The sequence below is a fragment of the Novosphingobium oxfordense genome (assembly GCF_044029435.1).
GTDB lineage: Bacteria > Pseudomonadota > Alphaproteobacteria > Sphingomonadales > Sphingomonadaceae > Novosphingobium.
On the sequence record NZ_CP147007.1, the window covers coordinates 319171 to 343216 of the forward strand.

Genomic DNA, 24046 nt, shown 5'->3' on the forward strand with positions numbered 1-24046 from the left:
GATATGCCGCTTCTGTGAGCACGATGCTGGAAGGCCCGGCGGCAACAGGGTTCAAGCACAGCTGCCACGCTCGCCAGATTCGAGACGCCCAACAAGACCGTTGCTTCGCGCGAGGGAGTGGCGACTGCGGCTATTTCGTCAGGTAAGTGCTTTCTGGTGGCAATCGTCACCATCCTTGGTCGTGCTGGCAACTGTTGCGACGCGAACCGCATCGGCGTGCTGAGTCCGATAACGACGGTAAAGGATCGTCCACAGCATCATGCCCCCTACCGCGACATAGCCGATAATCGGTCCGACCACGAGGTACTGCTCGATCGTGAGCAGATAGATCAGAGCTACCGAAACGGCAAAGTCCGCCAGCAGGCCGATCCCCCAGACCAACGTCATCACCATCACCGTGTGCCGCACCGGCGCATCATTACCCTTGGCATCGAATTCTGCCAGCGCCTGCTCCGATTGGCGCGCCATTGTCGCGCGGGCAAGCGGATAGATCAGCGGTTTGCCGATGGCCGCCGAGCCCAGGAAGGCAAGCGCGATTACGAGCGTCACCAATTTCTCGCGCAGCTGCAGCATCTGCGCCGATCCGCCGCCAAAATAGGCAAGCGTCGAAAGGGCGATGCCGGCCACTGCAAGCACCGAAAGCGCATCGACCCGGCGGCTGCGCAGAAAGCTGCCGATGCCCCATAGCAGCGGCGGTATCGAGGACACCAGCAAGGCATGGAGCTCGCCCCAAGGGCCCTGGGTCTGATGGTATATCGCCAGCGGAGCCGCGATATTGACCGCGCAATCGAGCGCGAAAGCAGGCCCACGGCGCCGGATCCAATCCGAAATTCTTGTGCGGTTCATGACACTCTGCTCAATTGCTTTGGGAGGACGGGCGGCGCTCACTGCCCAGCGCCTTCGCCAATCCAGTTACCGTGAAATCCTGGCGGTATCCGATGCGGAAGATGAATGCTGGCAACCGGCGGCTCGGCGAAACGGCGCGCATCGAGAATGACGAGGTCCGTCGTCTCTTTGGGCAGATCGACGACCAGGCCGATGAGCCAGCCGTGTCCTTCAGGCACCTCAGCACTCTCCGGAACGAAGACGAATTCCCCGGGGAAACGGCCCGGCCCGAAGTCATGAACCGCATGTTCGCCGGTCAAGACATCGTACGCGAGAATGCGGGTGGCGCCAATGAACTGCCTGTTCGGGATTTCGGGAGTTGCGATACTCCAGACGAAGCGGTGGGGCAGGCCAAAGAAACGCTCATCGATGCGTGGAAAATCCTGGGCCGCGGTGTCCAGCGTCTGAACGTTGACGGCTCGGCTGACCGGATCGACCGTCCAACGCTCCAATCCGCGGCAGCGCGAACTTGGCCCTGCGCCATAGCCATCGAACATGCTCTCGTAAGCGCACAGGTCTATGACGGCTTCACCACCGGGCGCGTCATATGCGTTGGCGACGTGAAAGGCGTAGCCAGGGGCCACCGGACACCAGATGATATCGTCCTGGGTGCCGCTGCGAGGCATAAGTCCCACTCGGGCCTGATGATTGGGGTTCCAACGGTAAGGGAAGCCATGACCTTCGATCAGCGTTTTCATGGAGAAGGTTACCGGCAGGTCGAGGATCACCACAAAGCGTTCCGTAATCGCGCAGTCGTGGATCATTGGCCCGTGCTGCACCGAAACGGGCTCTTCGCGAATGACTGTGCCGGCATCACTGATCACGACATGGCGGATCATGCCCGGCTCGCGGCCATCATAGCAGATCGCATGGTTCTCGCCCGTGCGGGGATCGCGATGCGGATGAGCGGCGAAGCTTCCTTTCAAGGATCCGTCGAAGGGATTGTAGGTCTGGTCGCCCAGATCCGTGTCGAGTTCGACGGGAAAACTGCCGCCCTCCACCAGCGCAAACGTGCGCCTGGCGATCTCGACCACATTCGTGTTCACTGTATCGAACCGGTGCCTGGGTCCCGGAGCAGGTGTCGTTCCCAGCGCCTCGGCGACGGCGTTGGAGCGGATCCAGCGATTGCGATACCACAGAGGCTTGCCGTGCTCGATGGCAAGACCATGGACCATGCCGTCGCCGATGAACCAGTGATAGGACGCCGGATCGGGTTCGACGGGATTGGGTCCGATGCGCAGGTAGCGACCGTTCAGACCCGAAGGGACCGTGCCCGTCACCGCAAGTTCGTGCAGTGTGAGTTCCTCCTTCATCGGCGCGTGAATGCCGGTCAGGAATGGATTGCCGTCAACCGGCGCAGCCAAGCGCTTCCGGTTGAAGGCTGCGAGGGTTTCCACCCCTTTGGCGACGGTGTCGCGTATCAAGGTCTCGATAGGGCTTCCCATGACCACCTCCAATGTTTACGCTGTTACTATGAGTAGGAATAGTAACAGTGTCAACATCGATAAAAAGCCCTACCATCATGGTGATCTGCGCCAAAGCCTGATCTCGGAAGGGTTGCGGATGCTCAGCGAACGCGATGCTGATTCGCTCTCCCTTCGCGAACTGGCGCGTTCGGTCGGCGTGAGCGCCACATCGGTCTACCGACACTTCCCGGACAAGGAAGCGCTGATGACGGCTCTGGCGCTAGAGGGCCTCGCACAACTGGGCGCGGCTCAGCGGGCTGCCTCGGACGCGGTCGGTGGCGGCGCTGCCGGTTTCAAGGAAACAGGCCGTGCCTATGTCCGCTTCGCGCTGGCCAATCCGGCGCTGTTCCGCCTTATCTTTGCCTCACCAGCGCTTCTGGTCGGCGGCGTGAAGAGCGACATTGGCTCCGAGGCGCATAATTTATTGCAGGCGAACGCTGCCGCTACTGTACGGCGCGGCGGCGGCGACCAGGAGGTTCGCGCGGTGCAGTCCTGGGCGCTTGTCCATGGTCTCGCAATGCTCATGCTCGACGGACAAGTGGCAGTCGACGATGAGCTTATAGAGAAGGCCATCTGCTGAAGGCAGCAACGAAGCGCTGCGCCCACCCTGGAAACATACGTTGCTTTCACCGGGGGCAAATATCTGTCCTTAAGAAGCCGATCGAGCGTTGTTGCTTCACATGCTTTCGGCAGCTTCCGCAGTGCTATCGACCGCCTTCCGCCCCGTTCTGAAGTATCCGGCCGGAAGGTTCCGATAGCACCTTGCCGACTGTCCTCTTGCCAAAAGACTTGGTGGCGTCGGCAAACGACATGAAGCGTTCTCTCACGCCGTCCGCCCCCTTCTCACTCAGGCCGGGTCCGTTTCTGACAGGCCGAGCAGATGCCCATACTCGTTGATGCGATGAACCGAAATCCGCCGATCTATGTCGATTTCGTTGATGCAGCACGGATATTGTTCGAGGCGCCAGTAGCCCGAAAGCGGCAGGTCCAGCAATTGCAGCAGCAAGGCCCGATTCACGCTGTCATGGCCGACCGCCACCACCGTTTGATCGCGGTGCGCTTCGAGCATCAGGCGCAGGGCATCGGCCGCGCGCAGCGCAAGCTCCTGAAGCGTATCGCCACCGGGAATACGGACGAGTTGCGGCGCGCTAAACCAGAGATCATAGAGGGTCTGCCATCCATCCTGCACTTCCTCATGGGTTTTCCAGCCCCACTCGCCATAGTCGAAATCCACCAGTTCGGGGATGGTCCGGGGAGCCAAGCCGTAGTGACCGGCGATGGCCTGTGCCGTGTCCGACGATCGGCTCATGGGACTGGTATAGACGGCATCGACCTTCCATTCGCTTGCAATCCTGGCCGCCGAGGCGACGGCCTGCTTGCGGCCGAGGTCAGTGAGCGGCACTTCCTGGCGGCCCCGGAAGCGCGGCGGCGCGATGCCCTCGACATGGCCGTGACGGACGAGAATGAGTTTCATGGACGTTCCTTTCCTGGATTTGGCCTTTCGCGCTTCGACCTTCAGGCTTTGGCGAAGGGGTTGGTGAAGGGGTTGGTGAAGAATGCGCGCTTGCCCAGCATCCGTTCGATCTCGAGCAGCCGGTTATATTTGGCGAGACGTTCGCCGCGGCACGGCGCGCCGGACTTCATCTGCCCCGCGCCCACCGCCACCGCGAAGTCGGCAATGAAATCGTCGTTGGTTTCTCCGGAGCGGTGCGACACCATCGTGCCCCAACCCGCCTTGTGGCAGAGGTTCACCGCATCGACCGTCTCAGTGACGGTGCCGATCTGATTGAGCTTGATGAGGACCGCGTTCATCGCCTTGCGGTCGATTGCTTCCTGGATGAAGTGCGGATTGGTGACAGTGATATCGTCGCCCATCACCTGAATGCGCTGCCCCTGCGCGGTCGTCTGTTCGACAAAGCCTTGCCAGTCGTCCTCCGCAAAGCCGTCCTCGATCGAGACAATCGGATAGGCGTCGATCCAGCGGCCATAGAGGGCGAGCATCGCGGTGCGATCAAGGCGAGCCTGGCCCGCGCGCGCCAGATCATAGACCCCGCCTCTGCCGAAGGATGATGCGGCAGGATCGAGCGCGATAGCTATATCCTGTCCTGGCCTGTAGCCTGCGGCCTCAACGCCCGCGACTATCAGCTCGCAGGCCTCCTCGTTGTTTTCGAGCGCCGGGGCAAAGCCGCCTTCATCCCCTACGGCGGTCTTGAGGCCCCGCTTGTGCAGGATGGACCGGATCGCCGCATAGGTTTCTGCGCCATAGCGCAGGGCTTCGGCAAAGCTAGGCGCGCCGACCGGAACAATCATGAACTCCTGAAAATCAAGGCCGCTGTCGGCGTGCTTTCCGCCGTTGAGGACATTCATCGACGGCATCGGAAGCAGGCAGGCCCCCTCCCCGCCGAGTTGCTGGTAGAGCGGCACGCCTTCCACGATCGACGCCGCGCGCGCCGCTGCCATCGAGACGCCGAGAATGGCGTTCGCGCCGAGGCGGGCCTTGTTCGGCGTCCCATCGAGGGCAATCATGGCCCGATCAAGCGCCGCCTGATCGCAAACGTCATGCCCCTGAAGGGCCGAGGCGATTGGACCTTCGACCCGACCGATAGCTTGCAGAACGCCCTTGCCGCCATAGCGGGCAGGATCGCCGTCGCGCAGCTCGACCGCCTCATTGGCGCCGGTGGACGCGCCGGATGGAACGGCAGCGCTGGCTTCCGCGCCGCTTTCGAGGACGAGCGTGACGGCAAGCGTCGGATTGCCGCGCGAGTCGAGGATTTCGCGGCCATAGAGATTGGCGATACGGGTGCTGGGGGACATTGGCTAACTCCGGTCAGGCAAGAACCGAGCGGCCGACGATGGCTGTCGTCTCGCTCAATGTGTAGTGGATGGTAGCGCCGGTCAGGAGGTGGAAGCTCTCGACTTGCGCCGGGGTGAGGCCGTCGAGCGCCATGCACAGCGCGCGCAGCGTATTGCCGTGCGAGACGACAAGGGTGGTGCCGCCCGCCATCGCGGCGGGCAAGATGGTATTGACATAGGCGGCCAACACGCGAGCGGCGGTATCGCGCAGGCTTTCGCCCTGGGGCGGGGTTTCGGCATAGGAGCGCCGCCAAAGCCGCACTTGTTCAGCACCGAACTCGTCGGCGGCTTCATCCTTGTTCCGCCCCGTCAGCGCGCCATAGTCGCGCTCATGAAGCGCGGATATGACCGAAACGGAGGTTTCGCGGTTTTCAAGCACGCGCTGCATAATCTCGACCGTTTCGCTCGCGCGGATCGTCGGCGAGCAGAAGATCCGCGCCGGAATCAGTCACGCAAGCCCAAGCCGGTGCGCGACCTGCGCCGCCTCGTCGTGGCCGCGCGCCGACAGGGGCGGATCGCTCAGCCCCGTGAACACAGTGGCCGCATTGGTTTCGCTCTCTCCGTGCCGCATGACGACGAGGTTGACGGCGCCCCTCCCCATCAATGCACCAGAAACAGCGGCAGTTCGGCAGCCGCGAGCATATGCCGGGTCGTTCCGCCCAGCAGCCATTCAACAAGCAGGCCGTGGCGATAGGCCCCGGCCACGAGCAGATCGGCACCGATAGACTTAGCCTCATGGACAATCTGCGCGCCGCGATCATCACTTTCAGGGGGGATGATCCGCATATCAACGTCGATGCCTGCGGTACGGACCCGATCGGCCAGCGCCAGCGCAGGATCGTCCTCGCTTCCGATCCGCAGCGCCGTCACCGTCTCAGCCGCCTGCAACCACGGCAGCGCCGCGTCGATCGCATCGGCGGCTATGGGTGTGTCGCTCAATGCGACGGCAATGTGAGCAAAGCGCTCGGATCGCGCCTTCCAGTTCGCCGGGAGAAGCAGCAAGGGCTTGCCGGCTTCGCGGATCGCGGCGTGGCGGGCATCGCCGCTGTCCATATCATGCCCCTGCACGAGGACGAGCAGATCGGCATTCTGGGCGGCCCGAACGATCATCTCCTCCTCCGCGCCGACGGGAGCCTCCCAGGTTATGCGCGGGGTTCGCTCGTCGGCGCCGACATTCCAACACAGAAATTCCGCCTCGACTGCCTTGGCCTTGTCACGGGCGGTTCCTTCGGTCCTTTCGCGAAGGCGTTGAAACTGCACTTCCTCGCTCGGCGCAACGAGCCGATCGGGATCGCCCACGACATGCAGGCCCGCGATATGAGAATAGGGGTCGATCCTGGCCGCCATGACGGCGGCATCGAGACAGGGGCGAACGCTTTTGGCGTCGGTGATGACGGCGAGGATTCTCACGCTGGGATACTCATGGGGGTTAACTCCTGAACAGGCGGGCAAAGGCATCGGGCAGCGAGAAGCCCAGCCAGACGGCGAGAATGCAGATCGTGACGGACAAGAGGACATTGGCGAGGGCGCGCCCTGGCTCGCCGGTCTGGATGAGAGCCAGCGTTTGCAGGCTGAAGGAAGAAAAGGTGGTGTAGCCGCCGCAAAGCCCCACCAGCATGAAATTGCGGATTTCAGGGGGCACCGGAAGCCGCCCGCCCGTTTCGGTCAGCGCGGCGAACAGTCCGATGACGAACGACCCGCTGATGTTGATGAAGATCGTTCCCCATGGCAGCGCCTCGCCGAAACGGGCGGTGAAAATCAGGTTGATCCAGTAGCGGGCAATGGTGCCGATGGCCCCACCCGCCGCGATCCAGGCATAGGTCAGCATCTATCAGCCGCCTCCGTTCCGACCATTCGTGTCTCCCTGTGGTTGGCGCGGGTTGTGGTTGCGCGCTTGTCCCGATCGCCGATCAGGTGTGTCTCCGCTGGCCCGATATAATCGCGCGTGATCGGCAGGCTTTCGATTTCGCGGGCGATCTGAAGCTGAAAGACCATCATCCCGTCAAAGCGGAAACCCATCTCGCAGGATGCCAGATAGAACTCCCACATACGATAGAAGCGCGCATCGTAGATCGCTTCGATCGTCTCCCGGTGGACGGCGACCCTCAGCCGCCACTGGCGCAGCGTTTCGGCATAGTGAAGTCGCAGGACTTCCATGTCGGTCAGCCACAATCCGGTGGCTTCGAGCGCGGACAGCGCCTCGCTCGCGGCGGGGATATAACCGCCTGGAAAGATATGCTCGCGCATCCAGCGGTTGTAGCCGGGGCCTTCATCCTTGCGCCCGATCGAGTGAACCAGCGCCACCCCTTCATCAGCAAGTAAGCGGTCGATTCCTGCGAAATACTCCCCGAAATGCTCGCGCCCCACATGCTCGCACATGCCGACCGAGACGATCCGGTCGAACCGGCCCTCCATCTGGCGATAGTCGATCAGTTCAAAGCGGACCCGATCGGCAAGGCCCGCGGCCGATGCGCGTTCACGCGCCACGCGGAGCTGTTCGACCGAAAGCGTGATGCCGGTCACATGCACGTCCGCCATTTGCGCGAGCGACAAGGCCATCCCGCCCCACCCGCACCCAATGTCGAGTATCCGCGAGCCGGGCCGCAGATCGAGCTTCGCTGCGATATGCGCTTTTTTTTGCGGTCTGCGCCTCTTCCAGCGTCATGCCGGGATCGGAAAAATAGGCGCAGCTATATTGGAGATCGGCGTCGAGAAAGAGCCGGTAGAAGCCTTCCGACAGATCATAATGATGGGCGACATTGCGGCGCGAGCGGCCCGGCGAGTTGGTCCGAGTTAGCGCACGCGCCAGCCATTCCCGGCTCCATGCGAGCGGCCCAGGCCAGGGCTTGCGGCTCATGTTGCGCCCGATCAGATCCATGAACCCGTCGAGCGCCCCCTGTTCAATGGTGAGCGCGCCGTCCATCCAGGCTTGCCCAAGCTGATATTCGGGATCGAGCGCGATGAGGTTCGCGGTCCAGCGGTCCTTGACGCGAATGGCTATGTCGAGCCGGGGAAGGTCGATGGGAATGGCGCCGACGCTGAAAGGCTGTTCGTTGCCGATCGCGACCGTTAGGCGGCCGACCGAGATCATGTCGTCAAGATACCGATACCGCTCAATGTTTGCGTCGAGACGACTTTTAGGTGCGACCAATACGTCCACCGGCATGGCCTTCAAGGTCAACAGCGGCGAAAGCACGGCTCGCTCTATCCTCGTCACCAAGGCGGCCGCCATGGGCGCCAACTGCATCATCGGGGTCGATGTCGACTACGGTACGACTGCGAACAACGCAGCGACCGTCAATATGCAGGGGACCGCAGTCACTATCCGCAATCTCGAGGCGATCCTCGATGACGATGTGATGGAAAGGTTCGGCAAGTTCGAAGCATCGCTTGCCCGTGCCCAGGAAATCTCGCGCTGGCTCGCGGGCGAATTCGGGGAGGAGTAGTGGCGCCGCTGCCGGCCTGCACGTTTCTCGCGCCGGGCGCCACCTATTAGAAATTGCCGTAATCCTTTGAGATATCATCCCTATTTGGAGTTGCAGCGCGGCACAGCTCGTCCATGGTGCCCTTCTCCCGTAAAGGGAGAAGGGGGCTGGAAGGTGCGATCCGACCCAGCAACGGCGGCAGGCTCATTCGACCCCCGAGCCGCCGCCGTCCCTTACCTCTCCAGTATCGTCACACCCAATTGGCCCCGCCCTCGATCGAAAACTGCTCGAACCGCAATTGCAGCCGCCGCGTCAACCGCTGCACCACCCAGGCGCGATCGGAGGTGGAACCATCGCGCACATTCGCCGGTTGGGCTGGCGGAGGTAATCGCATGTCAGATCCCAACACCCAAGTCCGTGCCGTCGCCGAACTGGATCTCGATCGTTATCTCGGCACCTGGTTCGAAATCTGCCGCCTTCCGCTCAAATACGAGCCAGCAAAGGCGAACGACATCACCGCTACCTATTCGCTGAACGAGGACGGAACGGTCCGTGTCGAGAACCGGCTGCGCGACGAGGACGGAAAACCCGACCGGGCAATCGGCCAGGCGCAGGCGGCCGATGCCAGCAACGCCAAGCTCAAGGTGAGCTTCCTGCCCGAATACCTGAGGTGGATACCCTTCACAAAGGGAGACTACTGGGTGCTTGCGATCACGCCCGATTACGAGACCGCGCTTGTCGGCACTCCCGACCGCCATCATCTCTGGGTTCTGGCAAGGACACCTAACCCGCATCCCGAAACGGTCGAAGGCATGCTCGGCACAGCAAGGGCGATGGGCTTCGACTTGTCCAAGTTGATCTGGACCAAACAGAGCGGTGAAGCAGTCCCCGCCAGCGCCTTCATCGACTAAGTCAGTGCCTGACAGACATCCGTGACTTGCCCGACGAAAGCCGTACAGACCTGCACGAACCGGACTAATCGGGGCGGCGAGCAACGCCGCCCCTCGCAAGATCAGAAATGCGCGAGCAAACCTGCAGCGAAATAATGGCTGCCGGCGTTGCCCTTGAGATCGATGCGCGGCGCGATCGGCACCGCCACGGTGCCGTAAGGGCGCACCTCACTGCTCATGTAGCGCGCGCCGACGCCGAAAGTGAATGCGGCCGGGATCGTGTAGGTCGCCTCGATGCGGCCATAGAATTTGGCGGCGAGGTTGTTGCACTTGCTATCGCTTGCGTATTGGCCGTTCGAACTGTCGCGGCAGCGCTCATTGCCCCCGTTATAGTCTTCGTAGTAGCGATCGTTGTCGCCCTTGTAGAGGAAGGCGCCCGCAGCCGGGGTCAGGCGCAGACCTGCAAAGACAGGAATCTTGTAACCCGCGCCGAGCTCGCCGCCCCACTGCCCCTCTGAACGCGCACCGTTGGCTTCAAGGACAACGTCCGAGGCAAAGGCCGGTGTAGCCGAGACAAGCGCAATCATGGCCGCAATTGCAGCCGAAGTCTTCTTCATTGTTCCCCCCTGGGTGTTTGGAAGGACGCGCAAGTACCAGAGAAGTGCTCGATTTCAATAGCGCACGTAAATTAACCGAACGCTCGTAACTAATGACGAATTCGTGAGGACGGACGGTGCGTTCGTTGACAGTTCAAGCTGCATTGGTGCTCATTGGTTCCGCCAGCGGGCGAAGCGACTGGACACCCTGATTTACTCGGCTTGGGTATCGGTCTGAGGGTATCAGACGCAGTCTTGGGCATGGCGCGCGCGGCTACGGGGTGTTTTCTGCCAACCGGGGGCGCTCTGTGGAGGCATCAGCGCGGTGCCGGCGTGCATCATGCCGAGTTCGGCCGACATTCCCAGTAGAGGAAGCGTTTGAAGTTGAACGCGATGTTGGCGAGACCGATCTTTGCCTTGGCACGCTCTATGCCGATGGTACGGATGAACAGGCCCATTCGGTGCTTCTGGGTGGCGAAGACATGCTCGACGGCGGAGCGGACCCTGGACCGGGCGGCATTGGCGCGCTGGCGCTGCCCGGGGAGCGGCTTGCCCGGCGCTCTGCGGAAGTGGATCTTCGAGATGAGCCCGGCGCGCAGAATGGCGCGTTCATTTTTCTGGCTGCGATAGGCCGTGTCTGCCCAGATTGCGCTGCCGGTGTTGGCCGGATCAATCAATTCCGGCAATTCCCGGCCGTCGTAACGGGCGGCGTCACAGGCCGACCAGGTACGAATGAAGCCATGGCGCTGGTCGATGCCGATATGCGACTTGTACCCGAACATGGGCGTGGCGATTTCCGCCAGGAATTTTCCATCCGCACCCTTCTTGCGCCGCCCCCGCTTGAGCGTCCAGCGCGCATCACGGTCTTTCTGTGCGAGCCTCGCCGGCTTCGCCGCCCAGGCCTGGGGAATGCCACCCTCCCTGACAACGGCGCGCTCTTCGTCTGTCATGCGCTGGCGCGGAGCCGAGATGATGCTGGCATCCACGATCTGCCCACCCATGGCCAGATAACCCAGCGACTTGAGGTGAGCGTCGAACCGGGCGAACAAAGTCTCGATCGCATTCGCCCGGACCAGAGCTTCGCGAAAACGCCAGATCGTCGTCTCATCCGGTGTGTTATCGCCATCGTCGAGCCCCAGGAAGCGACCGAAGCTGCGGCGGTCCAGGATCTGGAACTCGGCTTGCGCGTCCGACAATCCGTAGAGTGTCTGCAGGATCAGCGTCTTGAACATCATGACTGCGTCAAGCGGCGGGCGACCGCCCCTGCTACCATCAGAACGCTGCAAGGCCGCATCCAGCGCGGGCCGGAATATCTCGAAGTCGATCAGACCGGCCAGCTTCTCCAGCGGATCGCCCGCCGCGGACAAGGCTGCATACCGCTCGTCGAGATCGAAAAAGCCACGCTGTGCCGACACTTCACGCCTCCATCGCTCAGCTCGATGGAATCACAATCCCGCACACACCGCTACAGGTAAATCAAGGTGTCCGACTGCGACGAACACGTATACATGCCAGGGGATCAAGTTGGACGCCTCAGCGAGGGAAACACCCATCTCAACGAATAAAGCCAGAACACGGATAGCGCGGCCGGCAATTCTCCATTCCCCGCATACCCTGTGCGCACGCCCTCCCTTCCGCAGTCAAGGCCCGTGCTCTTAGAAATGGTCAAAGCCCGACCGAGCAAAACTATCCGTAATTACTAGCCAGGAATTGTCGGAGACCGCGCCGCAAGCAGGTTTCAACTTGCGCTTTCAATAATTTAATGCTTGGGAACCTGTGGGCGCGATAGACCTTAAAAAGCGGGTAGCAAATCGACATGATGAAAGAGGCTCTCCTCGAATTGACCGGCGATATCGTCGCCGCGCACGTAACGAACAACGTCGTTTCGACTGACCAGCTCCCGCAGCTCATTGCCACGGTTTACAACTCGCTCGACAAGCTCGGTGAGCCGGTCGAGCCGTTTGAGGAAGTGCGGGTACCGGCAATCGCGGTCCGGTCGTCGGTCAAACCCGACGTGGTCATCTGCCTCGAATGCGGTGCCAGGCAGAAGACCTTGAAGCGTCACCTCATGGCGCAGCATGGCCTGACACCCGAGGAATACCGGGCGCGCTGGAAACTCGCGGCCGATTACCCGATGGTCGCGCCTGAATACGCGGCCAAGCGCTCGCAAATGGCACAGAGCATCGGACTTGGCAGCAAGGGTGGCCGAAAGAAGGCCCAAGCAGCCGAAAACACCAGCGCCAACCCCAAAATCGAGACGGCGACCGCGCCCAAGGCCAAGCGCAAGCTTGGCATCGAAGCGGGCTAAAGGCCTGCGGAAATCAGGCAGCCGCATCGAGGCCGACAAGCCGTCATGAAACCTCCTTGCCCAACAGCGAGCAATATTTCCCCGCCGCCATCGCCCGCGCTTCGCGGATGAGGCGGCGGATCCGCGATTTCAAGGAATCCGAACCACAGTCGCCGTCTTGCATAGCGCGCTCGGTCCCGTAAAACGCCTCGACGATCTGCGTAGTGCTTGCGCCATCCACCAGCGCATCGTGCACTCTGAGAGCATCGACAAAACGCCCCATCTTCGGATCAGGCGGGAACAGCGACATCACAAATCGCCTGTGGCTACACAGGGCCAACAATTGCCGAAGCGGCAGGATCCGTGGACGCAGAGCGGCGACGCCCGACAACCTGTAACGAAGTACGACGGGCCCACCCCGCAGCGATCCGCTGGCTACATCGAGCCTTATCCGGCACCGCCCTTCCGCCAGTACAGCATGCTCGCGCCCGTCGCCCCCTATCACGAGATCAAGCCAGGAGCGGAACCAGTGCGGGTCGACGGCATCGGGATCGCCGAGGGACGCGGCAAATGCCTCGACCTCGAGTGTGCTGGAATCGAGCTCGGCACTCCAGATAAGCTTAGCCCCGCAGGCGCCGACTGCGGGGTTCTCGGCGAAAGTGAAGTCCCCATTTTCGGGTCACCTCCCCGTCTTCTCCGCCCCGCGTCACCTCGCTCGCACAGGAATACCACGCGGCGTAGGCCGGATCGCGGCGAAGCCACTCCCACATGAGGGCAGCGCGATCGAGCTTGGCAAGAGCACGATAGCACGAAATATCGCGCCAGTCCGCGGCTCTCCCCCTGCCGACCGTCATGGGATCACGACGCTCGCCAGCCGGGATTGTGACGTTTGTGTGACGCAAATCACATCGCGTCGCCCCCGCGCTTCGATAGGTTGCCTGCCACGTAGAAACGCGGATTGTGGAGGGAATGAGGGCCCGAAGCGATTTCGCCCGTAAGCGGAAAGGACGGCTCGACGCATCCTGGCGGCTTGAGACGCCGCGAAGAGCCGGGTCAGAGCATGGGCGTCAAAGCTGCATACGAAAAGTTCAAGGAACTGGTTCGGGCAACCAAAGATCTCGCCGACCTTGATCTTGCCCTCAACAAGATCACCCAAGCGGTCGGCTGCGACTACTATGCGATCGGTCATCACATCGATTGGGGCACCGGCAAGCCGCAGGCCTTCCGCCTGCTGAACTATCCCGCAGAGTGGATCGACTTCTACGACCGCAACGGTTTCGTCGGCCGGGATTTCGTGCACCGCGCATCCGGAAGAACGCAGAACCCGTTCCTTTGGCGGGAGGCTCACGAACTCGTGGAATTCGGTGCCTACGACGAGCGCTTCCTCGATCTGGCTAGACAGCACGGCCTCTACGACGGATTCACGGTCCCCTCGAATGTCCCTGGAGAATTTCTCGGATCGTGTACTTTCGCGACGGCACCGGGCCGGCCGCTCGACGAGGACGGCCTCATTCTCGCCAGGCTCGTCGCGCCGGAAGTCTTCGCGGCAGCGCGCCGGCTGGTCGGCCTCGCCAAAGCCATGGAATGCATCGAGTCTGCGCTGCTCACCAAGCGCCAGCGTGAGTGCCTGATCTGGATGATGGCCGGCAAGAGCGATTGGGACACCGGGAAAATCCTCGGTATCAGCGAAGCGACAGTTCGGCGCCATGTCAACGACGCCTGCAAAAAGCTCGGAGCGCTGAACAGACCATTGCTGGCTTTCCTCGCGTGTCGGAACGGAGTGATCAGTTTCCCCGAAGTGCCGGCCGGCTCCTATACACGGAACCGTGAATAGCCCGGCGCCGAATTCCGAGCGCACATTTGCGAACCTTTTCAATGGAGGTTCGCCATGATCCACTGCCTGTCCAACACCCCTGCCGCAAACGAGCACCTCGTGCTTCGAAACATGTTCGAAGCACGAAAGCGCGTCTTTATCGACCTGTTGCGCTGGGAACTGCCACCCCTTGCCGGTCGGTTCGAACTCGACCAGTTCGACAACGAGGCGGCGATGTACATCGTTCTATCCGACAAGCATGGCGCTCACCGCGCCTCTGCTCGCCTGCTGCCGACGAACCGACCGCATATCCTCGATACGCTGTTTCCCGCGCTATGCGACGAGGCTATTCCGCGCGGCCCGACGACGATGGAAATTACACGGTTCTGCCTTGAACGTCGTTCTACTGCGGCCGAGAGGCGCGAAGCGAAAAACGAACTTGTGCACGCGCTTGTCGCCTTCGCACTCGCCAACGGCATCGAGCGATACACCGGCGTGGCCGACCTCTCCTGGCTGCGCCAGATCCTCACGTTCGGCTGGAGATGCCGTCCCCTTGGCGTGCCCAAAGTCGTGGACGGCAAGACCCTCGGCGCCATGCTCATCGAGATCGAGGAGGATACGCCAACCCTGCTCGAACGCGGGGGCGTCTGCGCACCTGCCCCGGCGCGCGCACGATGTGGTGAGACCAATCATGTTCACTGAGCCTTTTTCCCACCAGGCAGGCCGGAGGCTGCTCTCATGAACGCCGGCACCACTGCTGAACGGGTGTACGATCGGCTGAAGCGGGCCCTCGCCAACGGCACTTTCACGCCGGGAGCCCGGCTGGAGCCGGCGAGGCTGGCCCTGGAATTCGCCAGCAGCGCAACGCCGATCCGCGATGCCCTGCACCGGCTCGCAGGAGAGCGGCTTGTCGAGACGCGCTCCAGCGAGGGCTTTCATGTCCCCGCCGTCAACGAGATCGGCCTGCGCGATCTCTACCGCTGGAACGACGAACTCGTGCGTATGGCGCTTCGCATGAGCCGCGGATCCCCCACGCCCACCGGCAACCATACCGAACCGATGGATGCAGCCGACCTGTTCTCGTACATCGCGGCGCGTTCGCGCAGCGCCGAGATCGTCATGCAGGTCGCTTCGGCCAATTCCCGACTTGCCTACATCCGCCAGATCGAATCGGCGGTCATCGAGAACGGCGTCGACGAGATTCGGGCTATCGCCGCTTCGCTAGAGCAAAGCCCAGGGTCCACCAAATTGCTCATACAAGAGTATCACAAGGAGAGATTGACGATCGTTCCAAAATTAATAATCACGGCGTTTCAAAACATCGACAATCACAAATAACATTCGTTCTATATTTTCAATATAAATTTCATATATTCTTATCGACGCCATAAAATCCTCGCTGCCGCAATGTCGCGGCGATTAACGAGGAAACTGTCATGGAACGAAATGACGACGTGATCGAGCTGGGCACTGCCAGCATCGAAACCCAGGGCCTCGGGGGCCAGAATCCCGATTTCGGCATCGGTGATCCGCTTGTGGGCCTCGCCGAAGACTGAGCGAACGGGGATGCGCGATAGCCTCGCGCATCCCTTTCCTCGTTCCTCCCACTATCGGAACACCGTCATGGTCTATGCACTGCCAGGCGGACTGTCCTTCTGCTTAGCCGGGGACAGGCTCGTTTTCCTCGATCTGCCGTCGGATCGGTATTTCTGTCTCTCGCCTCCCATCGAGGCAGATTTTCGAGCCCTGATCGAAGGGCGGACGCAGAGCGGATCGATTCCGAAACGCCTGCAAGCCGGGAACCTGCTGATCGCCGAGGAAATGGTGAACGATATTGCCCACTGCCTCGCCCCTGCGGTCACCGGCGAATTGCGGGGTGATCCGCAGAACCTAATGTTCCATGATCGCCTTGCAGCGATCGGATGGATATTGCGAAGCCGGACGGAACTCAAAGTACGCGGGCTCGCGGTCACGATCCAACATCTGATCAATCGAAAGGCAGTCATTGGAAAAGCACTCCCAATCTCGGATGCTGCGCGAGAGCGGAACCTCTCCCGCGTCGCCGCATCCTTCCGAATGGCCTCTGGGATAATCGGCGCGCACGGACAGTGCCTGCCCCGGTCTCTCGCCATTGCGCACCGGCTGCTTTCCCTTCGCATAAGCCCGATGCTGATCCTCGGCGTCAGGCTCACCCCTTTCGCAGCGCACGCCTGGGTTCAGGTGGACGGCATGTTAATGAACGAATGTCGTGAAAGGACGGACGTGTTCACGCCGATCCTCGTCGTATGAAGAACGACCGGTTCCTTGCCGGGATCGACCTTTCCGAAACCGACCGCGCCGAGCTGCTGGCTGCTGCAAGCCAAAACGAGCTCACGGTTGCATACCAGACACCGGAGGTGATCGTCGCGTGCAACGATCCGGCCGCAACCCTTTGGCTGGATGACGACGGCATCGTCATCGGAGCGGTTTATCAGTCCGGCGACCATGGCCGTCTGACGACCCTATCCGAAGACACACGCCGCGCGATCCTGAAATCCGCCGGAACCCGGTTGTTCGAGGCTTTCTGGGGCGCCTACGTCGCTATCCTTTGTACTCCGAACGGCACATCCCTGGTTCGCGCGCCTTTCGGCCGCCTGCCCTGCCTTTTTAGGCGCACGGGCCACGGCGCCATCGCCGCGTCCGACATCGACCTCATCCGGTCCGCAAGCGGCGCCCCTTTTACCCTCGATTTCGAAGAGATCGCACGACAGCTGGTCCTTGGCGATGTCCGCCTTGCGACGACTTCGCTCGCCGGGATCGAGGAACTCCGGGGCGGATCCCGTCTGCTTATCGAGCCTGCCGGGATCCGCCTTGAGGACATATGGTCGCCCTGGTCCTTCCCCGTCGCCAGACGCAGCATCGACGATGCCGAGGACGCCGCGCGCCGGCTTCGTCATTTGTGTACAGTCTCTGTCACCACACAAACCTCGGAGCTTTCCAATCCGCTCCTGATGCTTTCCGGCGGCCTTGATTCCTCGATCCTTGCTGCGAGCCTCGCGGCAGCAGGCCGTGACTTCTCCTGTCTGAACATAAGGACGAGGGATCATGCCGGCGACGAAAGCGACTTTGCGCGCCGGGTCGCCCGGCATGTGGATCGCCGTCTCGAGGAACGGGCAGCGGAAGGCACCGAGTACGACTTCGCGCACTTGGGCGCCACGCGCACACCACGTGCGGTCGCCAGAGGATATCAGCAACTTGTGTTCGAAACCGCTGCGAACGTGGCCGGAGAGATAGGATGCGACGGAATCGTCGACGGCGGAGGCGGCGACAATGTGTTCTGCTCGCTGCGCTCCGCCGCATTCGCCGCCGATTGCCTTCTCGATCCGGGCGGCATTCATCGTTTTCGGCAGGTGCGCGACGACATCGCCGAACTCGCCGGAGCGTCGCGCTGGCGGGTGGGCTGGAAGGCGCGGCGGCGCTCATGGCAGGGTGTGCGGCCTTACAGAATGCCATCGGACACGCGCCTGCTCACGCCCGACGCACAGGCGCTCGCCTCCAAAGTCGCCATCCATCCGTGGTTGCCGCCCCCCGAGTTCGCACTACCCGGCCGCGGCGCGCACATCGCGATCCTGATCGCGGCTCAGGGCTACGCGGAAGATGGGCCGCATGGCACCAAACTGAACTGTATCGCTCCCCTGGTTTGCCAGCCGCTGATCGAGCTCTGCCTCGCCATTCCGAGCTGGCACTGGTTTGCGCGCGGCAACAATCGTGCCGCGGCGCGCATGGCCTTCGAAACCCTCCTGCCCCAGGAAATCGTCTGGCGGCGAGGGAAGGGTAATCCCGAAAGCTTCCTGTTTGCACTGCTTGAGCGAAACAGAGGCACCATGACGGAGCACCTTCTGGACGGCATTCTGGCGAGCGCGGGCGTGATTGACACGAACGCGCTCGCCAAGGCGCTCAGGGACAACGAGCGCCTTACGGGAACCACCTACGGCAGGATCCTTCAGTTGGTGGATGCGGAAAGCTGGGCGCGCGGGATCACGGCAAGTTAGCCACTTTCGCCTTGTCTCGCAGATCGCGAAGCCTGTCCCACCGTGCATATTGATCCTGCTTCGCCGGGTCGGGATCGCGTGTCCCCCGAAGCCAATAGTCGAACCAGTCGATGCCGCGCTGATAGACTGCAAGGCGGTGGGCAGGCTGCCACTTGTCGTGATACTCGTCCGGATAGACGAACATCTCGGCTGGCTTGCCGGCTTCCCGAAGCGCCCCGAATGCTGGGAGAGCTAGGAGCGTTTCGCGGTCGGCGAGCTGCATGAGAATGGGGGTGTCGATCTTGCGCGCGTTTACCGAAAGCGAGACCGGGCGCCAATAGTCGCGATCGTTATCGACCGAAGGCGGCAGCCCGATCTTGATGTTGTGCTCGCCCCACGCGAAGCCGCCAAGCACCATCGAGCTGAGCATGTCGTCGCAGCAAGTGCTCATGGCTGCCGCCGCAAAGCGCCGCGAATTGACAAGCGCGAACTCGATCGTCGAGGCACCGTCACTGAGTCCGGTTATGCCAATGCGCCCGGGATCGACGAAACCCGTCGCGATAGCCGTGTCGATACCGCGATCCACCGACGAGAAAAGGCTGCGCCGTTCGGCCCATCCCTTGAACTGGACCGTCAGAGCCTCGTCCCAGTCGGACACCCCCGGAGTGATCGATGAAACGTTGGGTGGCCGCTCGAAGCTCAGGACAGCGAAGCCTTTGGCGGCGAGCGGGAAGACCGGATAGTCGTCACCCGTCCCGCCCCGCAAAAAACCCTGGCTGTGGTACTGCGTGATGACCAGAGGCAGACGCGACTTCCCATCGTATCCCGGCGGGAGCACAAGATCGCCCCAAGCCTCCAGACCACGATCGTTGGTCCAGCGCAATCGCCGGACCTTGCCCAGCCTGAATTGGTTGAATTCCGGATTGGGATCGAAGATCGTCCGGCTACGTCCCGACGCAAGGTCGATGGCGACAACGCGTCTGGGTGTGATCGAGTTCTCGCGGCCGCATACGAGTTGCTCCCCCGCGCGAATGCAACCGGTGAGGGCATCGAACGTGCGAACGATGAGGGACAGCTTGTCGCTTCCCGGGGCCCATCGGTAGAGTGCCCATTCCTCCCGGTTCCATCCCTGCCTTCGCAGGAAAACAAGCGAATTGCCGGCCGCATCCCACCACGCCTGAACAATCCGGCCGGTGCACTCCGCGCGAGCGCACGCCTTTTCCCTGTTACCGGCAAGCCTGACCCAGAGACGCTGGTCAGCGTTCGGATTGGCATTCAAGCGTTTCGTCAACGCCTCCGCGCCGTCAGCGGAGTGGGTTCCCAGTTCATAGAACGTCCCCGTAGGAGGCGCCGGGACGACGCGCAGGCGTTCATCCTCGGTTGCTGCCCTCGCCGCTCCCGTCGCAAGATCGACAGTGAACGCCTTGAGAGGAATGTCCTCGACCCAGGCCCGCGGATCCAGGGATTCGTTGGGGAGTACGCTCGAGTCGTAGAGCCACCCGGAGCGACCAGCCTCCTCCGTCCGGCGGCTAGACTCGAGCTCTCCTGGTCTCGCGAGGTAAGTTACTTGCGACCCGTCGGGCGACCAGGAGAAATCTTCGATATCCGTCTCGGCACGTGTGGCGGCGCCGCCTCCGCTGCCGTCCACGTTGACCCGATAAACCTGCACGACGCCGCCGACGTTCTTGAGGTAGGCGATGCTCTTGCCGTCGGGCGACCAAGCCGGTGTTATCAGCGCGGAGATACCGGACTTGATGAAAAGGCCGCGATAAACGCCTCTCGAGAAGGGAAGCGCACCGCCGATATCCAGGACACGCGCCCTCCCCTTTCCCTCAACAGATTTGCCATCCAGCGGCGCGACCACAAGCGCGCTGCAGATCGTATTGTCGGTAGGCTCCGCGCGTGTGACCACGAAAGCTATGAGGCGCCCGTCCGGCGAAAACGCGAAAGGACTGACCTTACCGGAGACGACGTCCGGGAAACCAATGTCCCGCAGTCGGACCAGATCCGCCGGAGTTATATCGCGGCGCTCCTGCGCGGCTGCCATGCCCTGCTCTGGCAACACGTCGTCACAGGCAGCAATGGCAGGCTGCGCTCCCATGCTCAGGGCCGCAATCGCGAGCAGGCTGACCATCGTCCTTACCATTTCTTGGTCACCGACAGGCTGACGACGCGGCCGAACGGCGTGTAGTTGGTGCTGTCGTAGGCTGTGTCGGTGTACGACGTCGTGGCGATCGTATCCGGCTTGTCATTGAACGCGTTCTGCAGCGAGAAAATCACATCGATGCCGCCAAGCAGGCCGCCTTGCTCATCCGTCCGGTACCGCACCGTGAAGTCGACCGGCATCATGCTTCCGACTTTCACCGGGACTGCCGTACGCTTGTCCTCGACCGAACCGATATAGTTCATCGCGGCAGTGAGGGTCACACCGCCCTTGGCCCAGCCGAGCTCTCCCCGCCCCCGGAAATGAGGCGGATTGAACAGTGTGCCCGCCAGCTGCGTGAATGCCTGTCCCGATTGCAGTTGCTGCTCGCTGTGGAGATAGCTGCCGTTGAGCGCGGCGCTCAGACGTCCATTTGCGAGGTCGAAGCTGTAACGGCCAAGCACGTCGATGCCATAGATGTTCTGCCGCCCGGCGTTGATGTTCGAATTGTCGACGATCGCGACCACGCCGCCGGGATCATAGGCTGTGGTCGTCAGGTTGGTGAACGACACCATCCGATCGATCACCGAATTCTGTGTGGCTTCGTCGGGATCGAGAGTGACGTAGTCCGCGTAAGCCGGATTGGTCAGGGCCTGACGGGGGTAGGCCATCGGCGTGACAATGCGGTCCCGGTAGTGGATGTTGAAATAGCTGACCTCGAGTTCGGCACCTGCCAGCGCCGATGGATGGAATGCCATCGTCGCCGACCAGTTGGTCGATCGCTCCGGCTTCAACTCTGGATTGCCGCCGACGACATAGATGACCGTGCCCGTCGTGCCCCCAAACGTGGTCGCGTTGTAGAGGTAGCCAGGCATCGGCATGTATTGTTCATAAAAGGTCGGCGCGCGGAACGACTTGCCCCAGCTTGCCTTGAGCGTGACATCGGAAACCGGCGCGTAGATGAGCCCGAGCTTGGGCGTCGTCACCGACCCCACATTCGAATAGTGCTCGTAGCGCGCCGCCATGCTGAGATCGAGGCTCTTGCCGAGCGCAGATTCCTGGTCCGGTGAGATCACCGGCACGCTGAGCTCGCCGAAGGCGTAGAGGCTGTCCCTCGTCCGATCGACAAATTCCGTGAGGCCGCGATAGGTCTGCCGATTGAACATGTCGCGGCGGAACCCGCCGCCAATTGCAATCTTTGCCACCCCGGCTGGAAGGTCGATGAGCTTGCCGTTGCCGCTCAGTTCCACGTTCGCGGTCTCGTTGCGATAAAAGCCGTAACCGGCATTCGTCGCCACCGCGCCGTAAGTGGTGTCAACGCTGTAATAGACCTTGTTCCAGCCATAGCTGCCAGCCAGCGAAACCTGCCAGTTGGCGGGTAGGTCGAGGGTCAGCGACGGTGCGACCGCCCAGGATTCGGTCCGTTGGAACGAGTCGTACCGACTTACCGACAGATCGCCCGCAGCGTTCAGCGGCAGCGTCTGTTCTCGCCGCCGCTTGTTGTAAATGCCATCGAGATCGAGTGTCAGGCCCGGCGCCAGCTCCTGCCGGAGGGTAACAGCGGCGTTGTGATGGCGCATGGAGGGGTAGACCTCGACCCCCGGCGTGCGATTCTGGAGATAAGACCGCTGGCTCGACCAGATACCGGAATTGCTTCCATATTCGGCAGAAACGAGAGCACTGCCGGAGGACCACACCTTACCAAGCGTTGCGCCGTACTGCTGCTGGAAATAGCCTCCGTCGGTCGAGCTGCCGATCCGCGCCGTCGTTTCAAGCCCGTCGAATTTCCGGCGAAGAATGATATTGGCGACACCCGCTACGGCATCCGACCCGAACAGAGCCGAGGAGCCGTCGGGAACGACATCGATGCGCTCGATCGCACCGAAGGGAATGGCGGAAACATCGACGCTCTGAATCGCCGCGTCGAAGCTGAGGCGGCGACCGTCGAGCAGCGTCAGCGTGGCGTCGCTGCCGAGCCCGCGCAAGTTGATCGATGAGCCGCCTCCCATGTCGACGCTCTTGCCGCCCGTGACATTGGCTCCGACCCCGGGATTCTGGCCGCCCGAAAAGTTCTGCGGGATGGCGCGGATGACATCGGCTGCGCTGGCCTGACCCGCATTCCGCATCTCTTCGCGGCCGTAGGTGAGCCGGGTCGAGGCGACCGGTGCGCCTCGAATGCGCGAGCCGGTCACGACGATGCCGCCCTCATCGGCATCACCCTGCGTCCGTTTGCTGACGACAACCCCGCCAGCGGAAGGGCTGAATTTCAATCCGGTGCCGGACAGCGCCGCCGCGACCGCCTCTTCGAAAGTCAGATAGCCATCGACCGGAGCCGCCATCCGGTCCCGGACCAATGCGTCATCGGCACCGACATTGCGGCCGAATATCCTCCCGATGTCGCGCAGCGACGCGGAAACCGGCTGCGCCGGGAGGTGCACGGCAATCCTGGTCTCATCCTTGGCTGAAGCCGGCGCACAGATCATCGTCGCGGCGGCAGCCAAGCTGCAGCACGCCAGTAGTTGGTATCGCACTTATGAACCTCCGTCCCCGAGGCCCGCTCTCAGCGGGACCTTTCGGAGACGGATCGACGTCTTTGAAAAAACACCCTACGCTGCGCGCAAATATTTTTCCCGACTGCCTAACAGGGCGCAAATCTACGCTTTTCACCGTCGCGGCAGCAAGCCCGCCCGCCGCGACATCTGTTATGAGGGCCTGCTACTTGCCGCCCGACTTACCCAGGCGGCTCTCGCAAATCGCTTTTACTTGCGCCTCGAGCAGTTCGATCCGCTCGACGAGCCACTCGAGCTCGATATCCCGGATGACATAGTGCGGAGAATATCTGCCTTTGACGTAGGCCTGATAGAGCAGCTCCCAACACCGGTTCCCGAACTTGGTGTCGCGGGGCCAGATCGGGATCAGATCGCGGGCGATGTCTTCTGCCCGACCGCGCAAATACTTCAGGTTATGCGACTTGGGGCTGTAGAGCTTCAGTACCAAAAGCACGGTATGGTAGAAGTTCTCCGTCGCCTGATGGAGCAGGAAAGCGGATTGGTTGTTCCAGCCTTGCTGCACACCCATTTTACCGAATGCAAGGAAGCGGCTGGCGCTCTCAAACCACTGATTGAAGTGGTTCTCGGCCTCAATATGGGCCAATCCGGTATCCAGCGGCTTGGGTAATTCAAACTGCTGGGCTTCTAGTTCGTAGAGAACGACGCCCTCGCGCACGACGTCGACAAAGAACGGCCTGCCGCGCGATAACTGGAAGTTCGCGTCCGCCATCGAATGCACGGTCAGGCCAACCGGCGCCGAGATAACGTGCGTGATGTCGTAGGCGCGGTTCAGGTGGTCTTTTGCCTTGCCCCAGTACTCCGCCTCGTCTGCCAGGCGCTCGTCGTTGACGACGACGAGGATATCATAGTCCGAAAAATAACCGCCGACCTGATCGGCGACCCAGTCGCCGCGCGCATAAGAGCCGTAGAGGATCACTTTCATGATCCGTCCCTGCTTTTTCCATCCTTGCATTGCGAGCGCCAGGACATCCGCGAACTCGGCAAAAACGATCTCCACCACGCGCTTGAGGTCCGCACGCTTCTCTTCGGGCAGGTGATCGAGATCGGTCTTCATAATCCGCTGATTCTAGACGAGTTGAGGGGCAAGACAACACTTTCATTACCCTCC

At 61.9% G+C, this 24046-nt stretch carries 25 protein-coding genes and 1 pseudogene; 10 read left to right on the top strand and 16 right to left on the bottom strand.

The window, feature by feature from the left end; all coding sequences use genetic code 11:
- Window positions 1-138: 138 nt before the first annotated feature.
- Window positions 139-846, bottom strand: a complete 708-nt coding sequence (locus WBP07_RS21475; RefSeq protein WP_395396450.1) for a VC0807 family protein — start codon at window positions 844-846, stop codon at window positions 139-141.
- 38 nt (window positions 847-884) lie between these two features.
- Window positions 885-2330 (bottom strand): carotenoid oxygenase family protein, encoded by a 1446-nt coding sequence (locus tag WBP07_RS21480; protein ID WP_395396451.1) that lies wholly within the window; start codon window positions 2328-2330, stop codon window positions 885-887.
- Here WBP07_RS21480 and WBP07_RS21485 point away from each other — a divergent pair.
- Window positions 2329-2931 (top strand): TetR/AcrR family transcriptional regulator, encoded by a 603-nt coding sequence (locus WBP07_RS21485; RefSeq protein WP_395396452.1) that lies wholly within the window; start codon window positions 2329-2331, stop codon window positions 2929-2931. The two genes, WBP07_RS21480 and WBP07_RS21485, sit on opposite strands and share 2 nt — an antisense overlap.
- 267 nt (window positions 2932-3198) lie before the next feature.
- Here the strand turns inward: WBP07_RS21485 and WBP07_RS21490 are convergent, their stop codons facing one another.
- The 7 genes and pseudogenes from WBP07_RS21490 to WBP07_RS21520 all read right to left on the bottom strand — a co-directional run bounded on the left by WBP07_RS21490 (window position 3199) and on the right by WBP07_RS21520 (window position 8385).
- The gene (locus WBP07_RS21490; RefSeq protein WP_395396453.1) at window positions 3199-3825 is read right to left on the bottom strand and encodes a histidine phosphatase family protein; all 627 of its coding nucleotides are present in this window, start codon (window positions 3823-3825) and stop codon (window positions 3199-3201) included.
- Between the two features lie 41 nt (window positions 3826-3866).
- Window positions 3867-5165, bottom strand: coding sequence for a phosphopyruvate hydratase (eno, locus tag WBP07_RS21495; protein WP_395396454.1), 1299 nt, complete (start codon window positions 5163-5165; stop codon window positions 3867-3869).
- Between the two features lie 13 nt (window positions 5166-5178).
- Window positions 5179-5874 (bottom strand): annotated as a pseudogene (locus WBP07_RS21500) (2,3-bisphosphoglycerate-dependent phosphoglycerate mutase).
- The gene (locus WBP07_RS21505; protein ID WP_395396455.1) at window positions 5805-6662 is read right to left on the bottom strand and encodes a universal stress protein; all 858 of its coding nucleotides are present in this window, start codon (window positions 6660-6662) and stop codon (window positions 5805-5807) included. Before WBP07_RS21505 ends, WBP07_RS21500 begins: the two are co-directional and overlap by 70 nt.
- Window positions 6634-7029, bottom strand: coding sequence for a fluoride efflux transporter CrcB (crcB, locus tag WBP07_RS21510; protein WP_395396498.1), 396 nt, complete (start codon window positions 7027-7029; stop codon window positions 6634-6636). Before crcB ends, WBP07_RS21505 begins: the two co-directional genes overlap by 29 nt.
- A complete protein-coding gene (locus tag WBP07_RS21515) occupies window positions 7026-7793 on the bottom strand; it encodes a class I SAM-dependent methyltransferase (protein WP_395396499.1) in 768 nt (255 codons plus the stop codon). The genes crcB and WBP07_RS21515 overlap by 4 nt, the downstream gene beginning before the upstream one ends.
- Window positions 7681-8385 (bottom strand): class I SAM-dependent methyltransferase, encoded by a 705-nt coding sequence (locus WBP07_RS21520; RefSeq protein WP_395396456.1) that lies wholly within the window; start codon window positions 8383-8385, stop codon window positions 7681-7683. Before WBP07_RS21520 ends, WBP07_RS21515 begins: the two co-directional genes overlap by 113 nt.
- Between WBP07_RS21520 and WBP07_RS21525 the strand changes: the two genes are divergently transcribed.
- Window positions 8321-8650, top strand: a complete 330-nt coding sequence (locus WBP07_RS21525; RefSeq protein ID WP_395396457.1) for a heavy metal-binding domain-containing protein — start codon at window positions 8321-8323, stop codon at window positions 8648-8650. The genes WBP07_RS21520 and WBP07_RS21525 overlap by 65 nt on opposite strands.
- A 371-nt stretch (window positions 8651-9021) precedes the next feature.
- Window positions 9022-9540: a lipocalin family protein gene (locus WBP07_RS21530; RefSeq protein WP_395396458.1), complete on the top strand. Its 519-nt coding sequence runs from the start codon at window positions 9022-9024 to the stop codon at window positions 9538-9540.
- Between the two features lie 101 nt (window positions 9541-9641).
- On the opposite strand, the gene WBP07_RS21535 is transcribed toward WBP07_RS21530, so the two are convergent.
- Both WBP07_RS21535 and WBP07_RS21540 read right to left on the bottom strand, forming a co-directional pair.
- On the bottom strand, window positions 9642-10136 hold the full coding sequence (locus tag WBP07_RS21535) for a hypothetical protein (protein WP_395396459.1): 495 nt from the start codon (window positions 10134-10136) through the stop codon (window positions 9642-9644).
- A 317-nt stretch (window positions 10137-10453) separates the two neighbouring features.
- A complete protein-coding gene (locus WBP07_RS21540; protein WP_395396460.1) occupies window positions 10454-11530 on the bottom strand; it encodes an IS5 family transposase in 1077 nt (358 codons plus the stop codon).
- A 401-nt stretch (window positions 11531-11931) separates the two neighbouring features.
- Between WBP07_RS21540 and WBP07_RS21545 the strand changes: the two genes are divergently transcribed.
- Window positions 11932-12423, top strand: a complete 492-nt coding sequence (locus WBP07_RS21545; RefSeq protein ID WP_395396461.1) for a MucR family transcriptional regulator — start codon at window positions 11932-11934, stop codon at window positions 12421-12423.
- A gap of 43 nt (window positions 12424-12466) precedes the next feature.
- On the opposite strand, the gene WBP07_RS21550 is transcribed toward WBP07_RS21545, so the two are convergent.
- Together WBP07_RS21550 and WBP07_RS21555 are read right to left on the bottom strand one after the other, a co-directional pair.
- The gene (locus tag WBP07_RS21550) at window positions 12467-12907 is read right to left on the bottom strand and encodes a DNA -binding domain-containing protein (protein ID WP_395396462.1); all 441 of its coding nucleotides are present in this window, start codon (window positions 12905-12907) and stop codon (window positions 12467-12469) included.
- Window positions 12908-13022: 115 nt separating this feature from the next.
- Entirely contained in the window at window positions 13023-13256 is a 234-nt protein-coding gene (locus WBP07_RS21555; RefSeq protein ID WP_395396463.1) for a transcriptional regulator domain-containing protein, read from the bottom strand.
- Between the two features lie 206 nt (window positions 13257-13462).
- On the opposite strand from WBP07_RS21555, the gene WBP07_RS21560 reads away from it, so the two are divergent.
- From WBP07_RS21560 to WBP07_RS21585, 6 genes are all read left to right on the top strand, one after another.
- Window positions 13463-14236, top strand: coding sequence for an autoinducer binding domain-containing protein (locus tag WBP07_RS21560; protein ID WP_395396465.1), 774 nt, complete (start codon window positions 13463-13465; stop codon window positions 14234-14236).
- A 54-nt stretch (window positions 14237-14290) separates the two neighbouring features.
- On the top strand, window positions 14291-14917 hold the full coding sequence (locus tag WBP07_RS21565) for an acyl-homoserine-lactone synthase (RefSeq protein WP_395396466.1): 627 nt from the start codon (window positions 14291-14293) through the stop codon (window positions 14915-14917).
- Between the two features lie 36 nt (window positions 14918-14953).
- Window positions 14954-15553: a GntR family transcriptional regulator gene (locus WBP07_RS21570; protein WP_395396467.1), complete on the top strand. Its 600-nt coding sequence runs from the start codon at window positions 14954-14956 to the stop codon at window positions 15551-15553.
- Window positions 15554-15651: 98 nt separating this feature from the next.
- A complete protein-coding gene (locus WBP07_RS21575; protein WP_395396468.1) occupies window positions 15652-15771 on the top strand; it encodes a benenodin family lasso peptide in 120 nt (39 codons plus the stop codon).
- Window positions 15772-15838: 67 nt separating this feature from the next.
- Window positions 15839-16504: a lasso peptide biosynthesis B2 protein gene (locus tag WBP07_RS21580; RefSeq protein ID WP_395396469.1), complete on the top strand. Its 666-nt coding sequence runs from the start codon at window positions 15839-15841 to the stop codon at window positions 16502-16504.
- The gene (locus WBP07_RS21585) at window positions 16501-18246 is read left to right on the top strand and encodes an asparagine synthase-related protein (protein WP_395396470.1); all 1746 of its coding nucleotides are present in this window, start codon (window positions 16501-16503) and stop codon (window positions 18244-18246) included. Before WBP07_RS21580 ends, WBP07_RS21585 begins: the two co-directional genes overlap by 4 nt.
- Here the strand turns inward: WBP07_RS21585 and WBP07_RS21590 are convergent.
- The 3 genes from WBP07_RS21590 to WBP07_RS21600 form a co-directional block, all read right to left on the bottom strand.
- Entirely contained in the window at window positions 18233-20359 is a 2127-nt protein-coding gene (locus WBP07_RS21590; protein ID WP_395396471.1) for an Atxe2 family lasso peptide isopeptidase, read from the bottom strand. The two genes, WBP07_RS21585 and WBP07_RS21590, sit on opposite strands and share 14 nt — an antisense overlap.
- 5 nt (window positions 20360-20364) lie before the next feature.
- Complete coding sequence (locus tag WBP07_RS21595) at window positions 20365-22899, bottom strand: TonB-dependent receptor domain-containing protein (protein ID WP_395396472.1); 2535 nt, start codon at window positions 22897-22899, stop codon at window positions 20365-20367.
- A 184-nt stretch (window positions 22900-23083) separates the two neighbouring features.
- Window positions 23084-23992, bottom strand: a complete 909-nt coding sequence (locus tag WBP07_RS21600; RefSeq protein ID WP_395396473.1) for a HEPN domain-containing protein — start codon at window positions 23990-23992, stop codon at window positions 23084-23086.
- Window positions 23993-24046 lie beyond the last annotated feature (54 nt).

Coding starts and splice junctions, on each gene's coding strand:
- WBP07_RS21505 (WP_395396455.1), bottom strand. CDS start 6,662: ATGCCTTTGCCCGCCTGTTCAGGAGTTAACCCCCATGAGTATCCCAGC.
- WBP07_RS21535 (WP_395396459.1), bottom strand. CDS start 10,136: ATGAAGAAGACTTCGGCTGCAATTGCGGCCATGATTGCGCTTGTCTCG.
- WBP07_RS21560 (WP_395396465.1), top strand. CDS start 13,463: ATGGGCGTCAAAGCTGCATACGAAAAGTTCAAGGAACTGGTTCGGGCA.
- WBP07_RS21590 (WP_395396471.1), bottom strand. CDS start 20,359: ATGGTCAGCCTGCTCGCGATTGCGGCCCTGAGCATGGGAGCGCAGCCT.
- WBP07_RS21490 (WP_395396453.1), bottom strand. CDS start 3,825: ATGAAACTCATTCTCGTCCGTCACGGCCATGTCGAGGGCATCGCGCCG.
- WBP07_RS21480 (WP_395396451.1), bottom strand. CDS start 2,330: ATGGGAAGCCCTATCGAGACCTTGATACGCGACACCGTCGCCAAAGGG.
- WBP07_RS21575 (WP_395396468.1), top strand. CDS start 15,652: ATGGAACGAAATGACGACGTGATCGAGCTGGGCACTGCCAGCATCGAA.
- WBP07_RS21585 (WP_395396470.1), top strand. CDS start 16,501: ATGAAGAACGACCGGTTCCTTGCCGGGATCGACCTTTCCGAAACCGAC.
- WBP07_RS21580 (WP_395396469.1), top strand. CDS start 15,839: ATGGTCTATGCACTGCCAGGCGGACTGTCCTTCTGCTTAGCCGGGGAC.
- WBP07_RS21475 (WP_395396450.1), bottom strand. CDS start 846: ATGAACCGCACAAGAATTTCGGATTGGATCCGGCGCCGTGGGCCTGCT.
- WBP07_RS21565 (WP_395396466.1), top strand. CDS start 14,291: ATGATCCACTGCCTGTCCAACACCCCTGCCGCAAACGAGCACCTCGTG.
- WBP07_RS21545 (WP_395396461.1), top strand. CDS start 11,932: ATGATGAAAGAGGCTCTCCTCGAATTGACCGGCGATATCGTCGCCGCG.
- WBP07_RS21570 (WP_395396467.1), top strand. CDS start 14,954: ATGAACGCCGGCACCACTGCTGAACGGGTGTACGATCGGCTGAAGCGG.
- WBP07_RS21530 (WP_395396458.1), top strand. CDS start 9,022: ATGTCAGATCCCAACACCCAAGTCCGTGCCGTCGCCGAACTGGATCTC.
- WBP07_RS21525 (WP_395396457.1), top strand. CDS start 8,321: ATGTTTGCGTCGAGACGACTTTTAGGTGCGACCAATACGTCCACCGGC.
- eno (WP_395396454.1), bottom strand. CDS start 5,165: ATGTCCCCCAGCACCCGTATCGCCAATCTCTATGGCCGCGAAATCCTC.
- WBP07_RS21600 (WP_395396473.1), bottom strand. CDS start 23,992: ATGAAGACCGATCTCGATCACCTGCCCGAAGAGAAGCGTGCGGACCTC.
- WBP07_RS21555 (WP_395396463.1), bottom strand. CDS start 13,256: ATGACGGTCGGCAGGGGGAGAGCCGCGGACTGGCGCGATATTTCGTGC.
- WBP07_RS21485 (WP_395396452.1), top strand. CDS start 2,329: ATGACCACCTCCAATGTTTACGCTGTTACTATGAGTAGGAATAGTAAC.